This is a genomic window from Psychrobacillus psychrodurans (assembly GCF_050209195.1).
Lineage (GTDB): Bacteria > Bacillota > Bacilli > Bacillales_A > Planococcaceae > Psychrobacillus > Psychrobacillus psychrodurans.
In genome coordinates, this window is sequence record NZ_CP189791.1 from 3,968,076 (window position 1) to 3,981,110 (window position 13,035).

A 13,035-nucleotide genomic window follows, 5' to 3' on the forward strand; every position below is an offset into this window, starting at 1 on the left:
TGTACTTTGTGGATATAAAAAATATTGTTGACGTAAGGTTTCTCTCTTTTGGAAGAAAACTTTTTTCCTCCTCAGCCTTATCTATACAAAAAAGCTTCTAGCCGATAGACAAGGACTAGAAGCTTTTTTATTAAATCAGAAATAGTTAATCTGAAAACAGTCATTTCAATAAATCACTTGAACAAGTTAATGGTCGTGATAATGATTGGTGCGCTAAATACAACATCGATCAGGAATGCACCAACAATTGGCACGACTAGGAACGCCGTACGAGAAGGACCATACTTGCTCACGGTCGCGGACATGTTCGCCATTGCGTTCGGTGTTGCTCCCAGCCCGTGACCTAAGAATCCCGAGATCATAACAGCCGCATCGTAATCCTTGCCAAGCAATGGGAACATCACAAAGAGGGCATACAAGACGACGACGATAACCTGGATGAGTATAATGCCGATGAGTGGTAGTGCGAGATCTGCTACTTCCCATAGCTTGATGCTCATTAGTGCCATCGAGAGAAAAATCGCAAGTGAAACATCACCGATTAAGTTAATCTCCTTCATGTTCACCGTGCCTTTTATAAAGCGATCGGCAAGATTCCTGACAATGACCGCTACGAACATCGCCCCGATATAGGACGGCAGGACGAAGCCGGTCACATTCGTAAACAAATCACCAAGATACGTTCCCACTGCCATCGAGAACGTGATGAGCGCGACTTGAACCATGAACGACCCCTCTTGAATCGGTCTCTCATCTTTCTCTACATACCCTTCTATTTTACCCGTTGCCGGCTTTAAGTCATGTTTTTTAATCAGGTACCGTGCAACTGGGCCGCCGGAAAGGCTACCGCAAATCAGGCCAAGTGTGGCGGCGGCCATACCAATCGTTAAGGCTGAGGAAATGCCCAAATCTTCAATCGTCTGTCCATATGCCGCAGCACCTCCATGTCCTCCGTTCATTGAAACTGCTCCAGCCATGACACCTAACAGTGGGTCAATTCCAAACAACCCGGCAAACGAAACGCCGATTACATTCTGCAAGAACACCGTGACGCCACACAAGAGCAAGTAGATGACTAAGAGCTTCCCACCCAGTTTAATGAGCTTGAAGCTTGCCCCAAGACCGACCGTTGTAAAGAAGGCGATCATAAACAGCGTCTGTAGCGATGTATCCAATGAAACCTCGACAATCCCCGTAGTTTTCAACACTAACGCTAAAGTAGCGAATATTAAGCCGCCGACGACAGGTGCAGGGATTAGAAACCGGTTAAGGAATCCGATGCGGTTGACAAGTGCCATTCCAAGCAAATAGAGAGCTACTGCAAGGAACAAAGTTGTAATTTGATTGAGTTCGATCATATATCTTCACCTTTCTAAAAAGCCTTTACCGCTCCATTGATAAAGTTCCCCCAGCCGAACCGTTCAGCTGCTATCATCAATATCTTAGTTAACCTTGGATATGTTAAAGCTTGTCGTTTTGTCATTTTCACATATGTGCTGAATGAACGCAGCCTGCTAATCACGGCATAATTCGAATTTCGTTTCTCTCTCAAACACATATGTGACACCGAGCCCATCTGCACGGTAAAAATGCTTTGACGAGTTGCAATCGTCTCACTGTAGATTTACTTATCCAAAGACTGCAACTCTTTCCTTACACAAAAGACTCAACCTAAACTAATGCCGATATACAAGGACCATCCTTATACTCCAACAATAAATCCTAGTATTAGCACGGTAAAAATTTAATATGCCTTAGTAAATTTTAATTTTTTCATCAACAATAAGTTTCCCTCTAAACTTGGTAGCGCTTTCACGCGTAGGAGGTAGCTTTATATTAGTATTTTACAGGATACTTATCGAATCCTACAAAATCCGACATATACAGTAGTATATTTTAAAAAAAACGATAAATTTTGTTCAATTAGGCATCTCTATATTTTTCTTTTGCTTCAGCATCGTTCGATTTGACAATTGCATAATATAAAGGAGACCACCTGGAACGTTGTTATACCAACGTTCCAGGTGGTCTCCTTTATAAACCGCACTTTCTTATGATAAGGTTCACCATAATGTAACAAAATCTCTAAAAATGGTAATTTTTACGGGTAGTATAGATATAATCTCTCTTGTAAAACTTCTAAGACTTCTTCTGGCACTTCCCTAATCTTGATATCTCCCCCTAGGAAAAGTAGCCAATTTGCTATTTCAGTCAATTCTTCTAAATTATTTACATTGATAAAAGTCTTTAGAATGGCTGTGGTTTGGTAAGGATTCGTGTATGAAATGGAAAATTTTAATGGATGGTATTTTTTGAACTGAGCAATTGCCTTTGGACCAAGGTCTAGGACAAGGTTGCTTACTTCTTCTAGCTTACTTAGTTTTTCTAAAATCTTTTTCTTGCTTACTCTGTTTTTCGTATGATCTGGTTTGATATCAATCAGAATGTCGACAGGAAAAATTCTCCTCTTTTCATCTTCAAAATCAAATACCTCAATTTGCCAGAAGCTTTTTTCACGATAAAGGTATAAAAGATAAATATGGTATGCCTTTATTTCCTTCTCTTCTTTTATGGTAATCAATAAATAGCGGTCTAATAAAAGTACTTGGATAAGTTTTTCTAACATGGGATGTGGAAGGTCTGACAAATCTAGTAGATCAGGGTTATATGGGTTGGTCCCTTCAAATAGCAAGATTTGATTTAAAAGAAGGAGGTCATCTTGCTGGTTTTCTGATATGAGGCCTAGTAATTTTTCTGCTAAAGACTGACGAATCTTTAGATAGGGGAGTTGCTGATTTCTTGTGGCCATAAAGGCGATAAAAAGAGCTTTAACCTCGTTATCGGAAAAGCGAATAGTGGGTAGAATAGAGTTATTCAAGACAAAATAGCCGCCATCTCTTCCAACTTCAGCGACAAGTGGCATGCCCATGGCTTCAATTTCTCTGATATCTCTAATGGCTGTCGAACGAGAGATATCAAATTCTCGCATAATTTCAGTTATTGTAAAGTGGGAGCGATTGTTTACATAGCGCATGATGATGTTAATTCGTTCAACTTTTTTCATTGGAACTCCTAAACAGTACCATTTTTTGACATGGTTTAGGTCTATCATATAATTATCAAGTGAAAAACACAATTCATTTGAAAAATAAAAAAAGGAAGGTTTTGAGTATGGAAAATTATAGCCTTGAAGAAAAAGATCGCTTTACTGTTTTAGGTTTGGGAACTGAGCTTCAGAGTGATTACACTGACTTTGCTGGCATATCTAAAGAAAAGTCTGATTTTTGGTTAGCGGTCAAAGAAGATGGAAGGCTTGATACTTTAAAAGCAATCTCAACAAATGACTACATTTTTGCCGTGAATGAAGCCGTGAATAATAAAATGATGCATTATGCCGGCGTCATGACGGAAGCAACAGTCTCAGAAGAATCCAGGATTATCGAATTTCCCAAGGGAGAATACCTAGTTGTTAAAGGGGAAGGACAGACAGCTGAAGAGTTGAGTAATAAGCTTTCTGGCATTGCTTTTGGGCAAGTGTTGCCAGAAGCAAATAATTTTGCCTATGTTGGTGGGCCAAATGCAACCGTCGAGATGGGACAGCGAAACGGCTATGTATTTGGTGAAATGTGGATACCTGTTGTTAGGAAATAAAGTTTAAAAGATGCGAGGGAAATGTTTTATATCGTTGATTTTAAAAAAGTGTCTACTGTTGGTTTAGAGTCTTCATCTGTAGCAGAAACTATTGCTGGTTTACGTGCTAATGAAGCCCGTTACTTCATGAACAAATACAAACATGAATTTACGGTTGCACCGGCTAGTCATTTTCTATATTTGGTCATACCCTTTCTTCCCTGAATAAGAAAACCCCAATTGAACAAAAAAATCAAGTTCTTTGCAAGAAAAAACTAACAACCTATACAAACAACAAATGTACATCTAATTATTCAAATTACAAAACAGCGCCCCTCCATTCAAATAAAAGGGTGCTGTTATTTTTTTGTTCTGCTTAACTTCTCTAATCACGGTTTTAAATTTTACGTACTTGCTTTATTATTTCAATATATTGAAGGTCACCGTATCCAAGTGTCGGAAATACAGAAATCAGTTGTTTCACCAATTCAAACTCGGATAGATGATCCTTATTTTTAATATATTTCTTTACGCTGTTGTCTTCAGCTAACATACTTAAATGTAGCTCAATAGCTTGATACATGACTGGTAATAATTTGAAAGATGGCTTCTGTTGATGTAGAAATACTTCTTCATATACATCTAGATAGTTACCTAAAAGAAGTTCCGTTTGATTTACTTTAAATTCATCATCTCGAAAACTATTTAAAAATACTTTACCTTTATAATTAGACTGCTCTAGATAAGCTAATACTGTTAAAAGATTCATCTGGCAAAATACATCTTCTCCAAACCATACAACAATGTAATTATAGTAATTTTGAAATAGAGGTTTCAATGGCTCTATAACCATTTTTTTATAACTTTCTACTGAACTTTGATGTCCTTCAGCACGTAGCTGAATAAATTGGTCATCAAATATACGTTTTGAAGTTGGATGCACACACATTGCTTCATTGAATGGAACATAACCCGAGTTACCCATTACTTTATTCGAATGAAATTCATCATACATTCTTTGGCCATTAAAAATATTTAAAACATCAGTATCAAATAACTCTGCTTTTTTATTTTGTAATTGTTTTACTTCTTCTTTAAAGTTCATATTTTTTCCCTCTCCTTTTTGCATCAATGTCAGCTTCGCATATGATTGAACTGGTCTTTGATTAATTTGCATTTCACCGGGACTGACCCCAAATACCGATTTGAATGCTCTACTATAGGCTTCTTGCGAGGAATAACCGTATTCAATCGCGATATCAATCACCTTCCACCCTTTAGCTAAATTCTCTGTCGATAAATATAGTTTTCTAAGTAAAACATATCTCCGCATACTTATACCTGTTGCTTGATGAAATTTAAAAGAACAATAATAAGGAGAATACCCAATATATTTTGATAATGCATCTAAAGAAAATGTACCTGTTAAATGCTCTTCTATCCATTCAATCATGGACTGTATATAATCATTCATTTGCTTCACCCCTACTTATAGTATAGATTGTGAAATTTACTCTCATTTGATAGTTGTTGTGATTTCTTTACTCCATAATAGATTATAGATTGATAAAGCTATTTTATTTGAATGTACTGCATACTTTTAACAAAATGAAATAATATTTAATAACGAACAGAACCACCTAAAACGTTGTGAATTAAACGTTTTAGGTGGTTCTCTTTAATAATTATGATACGGTTCACCTTACCATGTAAAAATGCAGTTTTTATAGAGCACTTAAATATAAATCTAATGAAGCCTCTACTTTTAGCAACTAGTTCAACAAAGACCATGTAATCCCCTATCGTAAAAGGGAACACCTGCTAACCAGGAAGTACCCTTTATTTCGTGAGATGAGAATACACAATAAAACAGACAATCTAGCCCATATATATGCTGTCACGCGTTTCAGCTTTGGTTCATAATAACACCTCCATCAAATTCTCCAATACGTGTATCTATTACCTCCTTGTTGGAGTAAAATCCATCCAGTGTTTAGAACAAAAAACTTATCGCGCCATTTTTTGACACATCATGAAATAAAAATCGTCTAATAAGCAGAGACCTATATAGGAGGATCAAAATTAATGCAAAACGAAAGAGAGATTATTTCCAATTGGTTTTTTCTCTATAGCCAAGATGTTTTCAATTTTTTAGTTTACTATTCAGGAACTCGTGATGTAGAAGATCTCGTACAAGAAGTGTTTATTAAGGCAGCTAAAGGTATGAGCACCTACCGAAACCATGCGACGCCCAAAACTTGGCTCTTTAGCATTGCCCGTAATCTAGCCATCGACAAAGCGAGAAAGAACAAAACGAAGATCAGTCGAACGAATGTGGCTTTCCACGAGGAAACTTTGGATCAGTACATCGGATTTTCTCCTGAGCAAATTCTGATAGGCCATGAGGAGAAACAAGAATTGTACAGTAGGATCAATCAGCAAAAAAAGAAATATCGGGATGTGCTAATTTTAAGGGGCATTCAAGGATTGTCCGTGAGTGAAACAGCACAAATACTAGGATGCAAAGAAACCGCAGTTCGAACCAACTATCATCGTGCAGTCAAGGCATTACAAAATGAACCGAATTGGAGGGAATCTCATGAAGGATAGTCTAAAAAATGTCCAGGAGAAATTAAACGAATTTCCGTCATATCACATGAGCCAGTCTACTCAAGCTCTCCTCCATCAACAAGTGATGGACACCATTGAAGATTCTGAAATCCGACAAAAACGAAAAGGAGTGTTTCTCATTAAAGCCAAAGTAGGGATTGTTACGGCAGCGGCTGTCATAATAATTAGTATTCTAACCGTAAATCTATTAAATGATAATCCAAACTCATCCGGTGGAGAGAATCCTATACCCATTAATCAGGACGTTGACCAAGAAATCGAACAGACGCCTGGCGAAGAAGAGGACAACAATTTGTATGATCCCCTCCTGCTCGAGCAACAAGCTACAGAGATTCTTCAAGCGATCTATGACCATGATATGGATGTACTGTCCAGTCATGTACACACTGAGAAAGGTTTACTGTTTTCGCCTTATTTTTCTGTGATGGACGATACAGTAAGATTTGAAAAGAATGAGGTACCATCACTATTAGAAAGTGAGGCAACGTATTTGTGGGGCTATGGAGAAGCGAACATGGAAATACAATTGACGCCAGCGGACTATTTCGACAAGCATCTTCAAGTAAAGCGATTCTTTAAATCGGATGAAGTCTTTGTCGATACACAAAATCTAGAAGTGGACCCTACCAATTATTTAAAAACGGTTTTTCCTGATTCAAAAATTGTTGAGTTTTATCATGCTGGTACCGAACAATATAGTGGAATGGATTGGAGAAGTCTCAACCTGGTTTTCGAACAAGATGAAGAAAGTGCGTGGCGTCTAGTGGCAATAATCAACAATCTCTTTACTCCTTAACCGTGCTTATGCAAATTAGATATCTGCTGTAGTGTTTTTTAACATCAAGTAAAACAAGAAACAAGCCATCAGACTAGGAACATTACTAGTTCGATGGCTTAATTTGTAATTATTCTTATTTATGATATGGCTCACCTTAGTTTATCTGAATGAGGTTTTACTTATTTAGTATTTACTGTTATTACTTATCGTCAGCGTTAACAATAAGCATTTAGGAACAACACTATTTCTATAATTTTCAAAGTTAAAGATTCTATTTGAATAGCCGAAATTTATTGTATAGTCTTAATCGACAACTTAGCTTCTTAAGCTACAAATAGTATAATATGACCACACAATTAAAGGAGTTAAGCTTAAGTGAAAATTAATTTTAAAACTGTCTTTTCATCTATTATTTCTATTTTTATTCTCTTAGGATGTTATTTCTTAATCAAAAACATTCCTTACTTCACACCCCCAGTTATACTTGTCATTGAATATACTTCATACGTCATTTTGGGGTTAGGAATTGCCTTAAGCATTCGATTTAATCAAGGAAGGGTTTTCCTGATAACTTTACTGCTTATCCTATCTGAACTGTTTTTGAACTATTACTTAGAATTATCAAGAAATAACTCAACTTTTTCTCAGGACCTTTATTCCTTGATGTGCTTGCTTATCCCTCTTAATATCTTTACTATCTTGCACTTAAAGGAAAGAGGCTTATTCTCCTTTTGGGGAAAAATACGTATAACTCTTTTACTAATCGAGCTGTTTGTTATATATAAAATTGCTATATCCAATAATTCGTCAATACAAAAGGTATTGAATTATCAATTCATAAATCTCCCTTTAGAGAGAACTATTATAAATCAAACAGCTTTGGCAATTTTCCTATTCACGTTAATATATTTTATAATAAAAGGCTATGTGAAAAATAGTGTCTTTGAGGTACGACTAGTTTGGGTTATTATATCTATTATCACAGCTCTCTATTTCATTAATGATGAAATATCTTTTTCTATATTTTTAAGTTCCGCCGGTATAATGTTAATTATTAGCATTATTGAGGACTCCTACTCCATGGCATATCTTGATGAGCTTACAGGAATCCCTTCCCGCCGCTCCCTTAGGGAGAACTTGATGAAACTGGGAAATAAATATGTTATTGCGATGATTGATATTGATTTTTTTAAAAAATTCAATGATAAACATGGACATGATGTTGGAGATGATGTTTTAAAATTGGTAGCTTCTAATTTAGTGAAGGTCACAGGTGGGGGAAAAGCCTTTCGTTATGGTGGAGAAGAATTTACAATTCTGTTTCCAGGTAAATCTATGAATGATGTACTTCCTCATTTGGAAAAATTACGTGAACAAATATCCAAATCAGGATACACCAGAAAATTATCAAAAGCTCAAAGCTCAAAATCAAAACGTGAAAATTTAAGCCAATTATTTGTTACTATAAGCATAGGAGTATGTGAGAAAAACAGTACATATAAGAATTCCAGCGATGTAATAAAAGGAGCTGACAAGGCTCTTTACAGAGCTAAGAAAAAAGGTAGAAACTGTGTAAGCAAATAACTGCCGATGATTGTTCATTTTTTATTAGTAGAGAGAGAATAACTCTCTCAGAAGATTACTTATTGGTTTTTTAAAACGTAAGCAAGTATTCTAAATACTTTAATTTCAACTATATTCTAAGTCATTTATGATGTGGCTAATTTTAGTTTATATAATAAAGTAAAGACAATTAACATTTTCTAAATAATAATTATCGATTATTATATTTTATAAAAGTGAAAGAGATAGATTAACCCCCTTCCTCTTTCACTTCTTATTTACTCATAATGCAACTAATTAGGGGGTTAAGTATTTTTAGTAACTAATTCAGAGACGTCCGTCTTCAGATTCCAAGCCTCCACGGGTCACCCTTACCATTAATTAGTTAACAACATTCCTTACTGGCAAGCCTATAAGCATTTTCCCACAAACTTGAATACACTTTAAGATAAAATTCCAAACTATAGTTTGATGTATCATTTTTAAGAGCTTCTATTACAAGATACCGAAATTGTTTATAGATATCTTTTGCTCTGTTTTTAATATCAATTTAAAAATCTTCTTTTTTAACCATATAAAGCTATCCTTTCATTATTAAATAATTTTCAACTAATTTACATTACCTTATTTTAACATTTAATAAAAAATAAAACAGCCTTACTTCCAATTAGTAAGACTGTACAAATAATCGTGAAATAAAAACCGCACTTACTTATGATACGGTTCTCCTCATCATATTAACTAGGAATTTTCATAACCGAAACTTTTTCCATTATTTTACGTAGGTAAGAGAAAGGGAGTGGCTATGGTGCGAAAAATTATATTAAGCGTAATCATGATACCTATTTTGTTTCTAACTTATTATTTGGTGGAACAATATCACCTTAGTGAAACATCGAAAATTCTGGAAGATTTTCAATTTGTAACGCCGGAACGTCTTAATTCATTGTCGATTGTACAATATCCGGAAAAACGAGTATATACAAGCTTTCATGATGATGAAGTACAACAAATGCTAAAGACGTTTAATAAATTAGATTTAAAGAAAACGAAGCGTTTATCGATGAGTGAAAATTATACGAAAATAAGATTTATGGAGGACGGCTTGCAATATTATATTGAATATCATTTATATGACAATGGTTTTATAATATATGTAGAAGATGGGTTAGCTGGTGGTAAGAACATCACTTATAAAATGGAAGAAGAAAAATTAAATACAATCCTTGCCTCATTATTGATGGGAAAAACATTAGAGTAAGAGAAAATAAGCCTACTTGCAACAAATGTTTACTAAACGAAAACAGCACCTTCCATTTATTTTGGAGTGGTGCTGTTGCTATTTTTCAAAAAAAACCGCACTTACTTATGGTACGGCTCACCCTTCATAATCCTAAAAGCTCGGTAAACCTGCTCTACCAACACTAACTTCATTAACTGATGTGGCAATGTCATTTTACTAAAGGACAATTTTTCGTCAGAACGTTTCATTACATCTTCGTGTAAACCAAGAGATCCGCCAATGACAAAAGCGATTTTACTTCTACCATAAGTCATGAGAGATTCCATATCGTTTGCTAGCTGCTCCGAACTTTTCATTTTCCCTTCTATTGCTAAGGCAATTACATATGTGTCCGATCCTATTTTAGCTAAAATTCGATCACTTTCTTTTTTCTTAACAATTTCCATATCGGCTTCACTTAAATTTTCAGGTGCTTTTTCATCTGGTACTTCCACTAAATCGATTTTGGCATATGCACCTAATCGCTTTGTATATTCCTCTATCCCCATTTTTAAATACTTTTCTTTTAATTTTCCCACCGATACAATTTGTATATTCACAGGTTATCCACCTTTACATTTTGTTTACAAACAAGTTATACACATCACTTATACACATATCCACAGCACTTATCTACATATTGTGTTTCAATTTTCATTAGCCACAATATATAATGCAGAGCTTTCACAGTATGAACAAACTGTGGATAACTTTTCTTCATTCTTAATCTCTTCTAGCATTGGAAATGTTTTTTGTTCCGCTACAAACATGTCTAAAGCGTGATTTATATGGTTTTCGCAACTGAATATTCTCACTTTTATCTCTCCTTTCGTTGTCGGAATACTTTTAATAGTTATACACAAAACACCTATCGTTATCCACAACCTATTTTACCAAACAAAAAACGAGTAGGAAAGACAAGCCTTTCTTTCCCTACTCGCTGTGTAAATCTATTATTTACATTATTAAGTTATCCACATGTTTATAATTCAGATGATTCTTTTAAAACGAGTGTTAATTCGACTAACTTTCCTTGTCTGTATACTTTTACTTTCAGTTCGTCTCCAGTTTCCTTTTCATTGTATAAGTGTTTTCGTAACTCAATCGTATTCTCTACTTTTTCTCCATCCATTTCTACAATAACATCATATGATTTCATCCCTGCTGATGCAGCTGGAGTTCCTTCCACTACCTCGTCAACTACTACACCAGTTGTAACTTCCCCTGGTAGTTTTAAAGTTTCTTTTTGATGAAATGCAGGAACATTCGTCAAGTCAATAAGGGTTATTCCCATCGATGGACGATTTACTTTTCCATTTTGCTCTAAATCCTCAATGATTGGAATAGCCGTATTGACTGGAATAGCTAGACCCATTCCTTCAATTGTAGATTCAGATATCTTCATCGAGTTAATACCGATAAGTTGACCTGCCAAATTGATTAAAGCTCCTCCACTGTTACCAGGGTTTATCGCTGCGTCTGTTTGTAAGACCTCTGACTGCCAATCCTCTAAACCATCTCCGTTTAAATCAACTGGTACCGCACGATCTTTACCTGATACCACACCTGTCGTAACGGAGCCATAAAAATCAAGTCCTAATGGGTTACCGATAGCAATAACAGTTTCACCTTGCTTTAATACTTCTGAGTCTCCAAATTCTATAACCGCTTCTACACCGGCATCGTCAATTGCCAGAACCGCTAAATCTGACCAAATATCTCCGCCTACAATACTTGCTTCTACTTTAGATCCATCAGCCAATGTTACTTCCACTGATTTTGCATCTTCAATAACATGATAATTTGTAATTACATATGCTTTGCCATTTTCTTTCTTATAAATAACACCTGATCCTGTGCCTGCATCCTGAGTAGCTTCTGATTGACTCCAGAAGTTTGTAACGGATTGAATGTTCGTTATTCCTACAACGGCACTAGAAGCTTTTTCTACAGCACCTGTTACATCTGTCGTGACATCTACTGAAAGCTGTTCAGTTTGTTTGATTGTTTCACTCGATTTTGTTTCACTGTTTGAAGGTAGGTTGGTCACCACGGAAGGTATTAAAAACCAAACAAGTAATGCACCAACTAATACACCTGCTAGCCCACTAAAGAAATAGCCAGCAACTCCTCGCTTTTTCCCTCCTCGTTTTTCGGGTTCTATTGGAGATTGTTCATTAGGTAGCTGTGGTCCATATGGGTTATTTGTATCCATCTTTCTCTTCCTCTCTGTTTCTAATAATCCTGTATTAACAATGTACCCATTCCACATTAAAATAAGATGAAAATTACTTGAAAAATAAATAAAAGTTCCAAATACTATTCATTCATAGTATTTGGAACTTCGAATTTTTTAGACATGCACTAGCTCTGTTGGTTTATTTGCATCCGTGTCATGAAGATGTACATATTCTCCTGCAATCACACCACAGGACTGAAGTGTTTGTGCCACACTCATACGAGCCAGGTCCTTCATATTATTATCTTTGCTTAAATGTGATAAGTAGATATTCGTATTTTTCAGATCAATTACTTCACTCATGGCAACTGCAGCATCCTCATTGGAGACATGTCCCACGTCACTTAATATTCTTCGCTTAACTGACCAAGGATAACGACCCATCTGCAGCATACTAACATCGTGATTGCTTTCAAAGACAAAGGAATCTGCCCCTTTAATAAGACCTTTCATCCGATCGCTCACGTAACCAGTATCTGTTATTAAAACAAGCTTCCTGTCGTTTTCGTGAAAAATGTAAAACATCGGGTCTGCTGCATCATGGGATACAGCAAAAGATTGGATATCAATGGACCCAAACTGTTTTACTGTTTCCATATCAAATAGAAATCGCTGGTCTAGTGGAACTTTTCCGATAAGCGGATCCATTGCAGACCAGGTTTTTTCATTTGCAAAAATAGGAACTCCATACTTTCTAGCTAAGACCCCTAATCCTTTAATATGATCACTATGCTCATGTGTTATAAAAATCCCTGATAGCTTTTTAATATCACGATCTATTTCCTGAAATAGCTCATCCATCTTTTTGCCACTTAGTCCTACGTCTACTAAAAAGGAATGCTCTTCATTTTCCACATAAACAGCATTACCGCTACTACCACTTGCTAATACACTGAACTTCATTGTTAAAAC

Annotated in this window: 12 protein-coding genes and 1 pseudogene; 6 read left to right on the forward strand and 7 right to left on the reverse strand. The window is 35.7% G+C overall.

Features of this window, described 5'->3' with window-relative positions; all coding sequences use genetic code 11:
• Positions 1-173: 173 nt before the first annotated feature.
• Together gltS and ACQCPR_RS19765 are read right to left on the reverse strand one after the other, a co-directional pair.
• Positions 174-1,358: a sodium/glutamate symporter gene (gltS, locus tag ACQCPR_RS19760; RefSeq protein WP_090567414.1), complete on the reverse strand. Its 1,185-nt coding sequence runs from the start codon at positions 1,356-1,358 to the stop codon at positions 174-176.
• A gap of 743 nt (positions 1,359-2,101) precedes the next feature.
• Entirely contained in the window at positions 2,102-3,064 is a 963-nt protein-coding gene (locus ACQCPR_RS19765) for a helix-turn-helix transcriptional regulator (RefSeq protein ID WP_427137859.1), read from the reverse strand.
• Positions 3,065-3,171: 107 nt separating this feature from the next.
• Between ACQCPR_RS19765 and ACQCPR_RS19770 the strand changes: the two genes are divergently transcribed.
• Positions 3,172-3,651, forward strand: a complete 480-nt coding sequence (locus ACQCPR_RS19770; RefSeq protein ID WP_090567405.1) for a GyrI-like domain-containing protein — start codon at positions 3,172-3,174, stop codon at positions 3,649-3,651.
• A gap of 21 nt (positions 3,652-3,672) precedes the next feature.
• A pseudogene (locus ACQCPR_RS19775) lies at positions 3,673-3,819 on the forward strand (phage tail protein); the annotation flags it as partial.
• 208 nt (positions 3,820-4,027) lie between these two features.
• Here the strand turns inward: ACQCPR_RS19775 and ACQCPR_RS19780 are convergent.
• Positions 4,028-5,104, reverse strand: coding sequence for a helix-turn-helix transcriptional regulator (locus ACQCPR_RS19780; RefSeq protein ID WP_427137860.1), 1,077 nt, complete (start codon positions 5,102-5,104; stop codon positions 4,028-4,030).
• Positions 5,105-5,715: 611 nt separating this feature from the next.
• On the opposite strand from ACQCPR_RS19780, the gene ACQCPR_RS19785 reads away from it, so the two are divergent.
• The 4 genes from ACQCPR_RS19785 (at position 5,716) to ACQCPR_RS19800 (ending at position 9,863) form a co-directional block, all read left to right on the forward strand.
• Complete coding sequence (locus ACQCPR_RS19785; RefSeq protein WP_427137861.1) at positions 5,716-6,240, forward strand: RNA polymerase sigma factor; 525 nt, start codon at positions 5,716-5,718, stop codon at positions 6,238-6,240.
• A complete protein-coding gene (locus tag ACQCPR_RS19790) occupies positions 6,230-7,057 on the forward strand; it encodes a hypothetical protein (protein ID WP_427137862.1) in 828 nt (275 codons plus the stop codon). The genes ACQCPR_RS19785 and ACQCPR_RS19790 overlap by 11 nt, the downstream gene beginning before the upstream one ends.
• Positions 7,058-7,414: 357 nt before the next feature.
• On the forward strand, positions 7,415-8,623 hold the full coding sequence (locus ACQCPR_RS19795; protein WP_427137863.1) for a GGDEF domain-containing protein: 1,209 nt from the start codon (positions 7,415-7,417) through the stop codon (positions 8,621-8,623).
• Between the two features lie 787 nt (positions 8,624-9,410).
• Positions 9,411-9,863 carry a hypothetical protein gene (locus ACQCPR_RS19800; protein ID WP_427137864.1) on the forward strand — a complete coding sequence of 151 codons (453 nt, stop codon included), beginning with the start codon at positions 9,411-9,413 and terminating at the stop codon, positions 9,861-9,863.
• Positions 9,864-9,964: 101 nt separating this feature from the next.
• Here the strand turns inward: ACQCPR_RS19800 and rlmH are convergent, their stop codons facing one another.
• The 4 genes from rlmH to ACQCPR_RS19820 form a co-directional block, all read right to left on the reverse strand.
• Complete coding sequence (rlmH, locus tag ACQCPR_RS19805) at positions 9,965-10,444, reverse strand: 23S rRNA (pseudouridine(1915)-N(3))-methyltransferase RlmH (protein ID WP_427137865.1); 480 nt, start codon at positions 10,442-10,444, stop codon at positions 9,965-9,967.
• Positions 10,445-10,531: 87 nt separating this feature from the next.
• Positions 10,532-10,699: a CxxH/CxxC protein gene (locus ACQCPR_RS19810; RefSeq protein ID WP_090567385.1), complete on the reverse strand. Its 168-nt coding sequence runs from the start codon at positions 10,697-10,699 to the stop codon at positions 10,532-10,534.
• A 167-nt stretch (positions 10,700-10,866) separates the two neighbouring features.
• Positions 10,867-12,099, reverse strand: coding sequence for a S1C family serine protease (locus ACQCPR_RS19815; RefSeq protein ID WP_090567382.1), 1,233 nt, complete (start codon positions 12,097-12,099; stop codon positions 10,867-10,869).
• A gap of 138 nt (positions 12,100-12,237) precedes the next feature.
• The gene (locus ACQCPR_RS19820) at positions 12,238-13,026 is read right to left on the reverse strand and encodes an MBL fold metallo-hydrolase (protein ID WP_090567380.1); all 789 of its coding nucleotides are present in this window, start codon (positions 13,024-13,026) and stop codon (positions 12,238-12,240) included.
• Between the last annotated feature and the right edge of the window lie 9 nt (positions 13,027-13,035).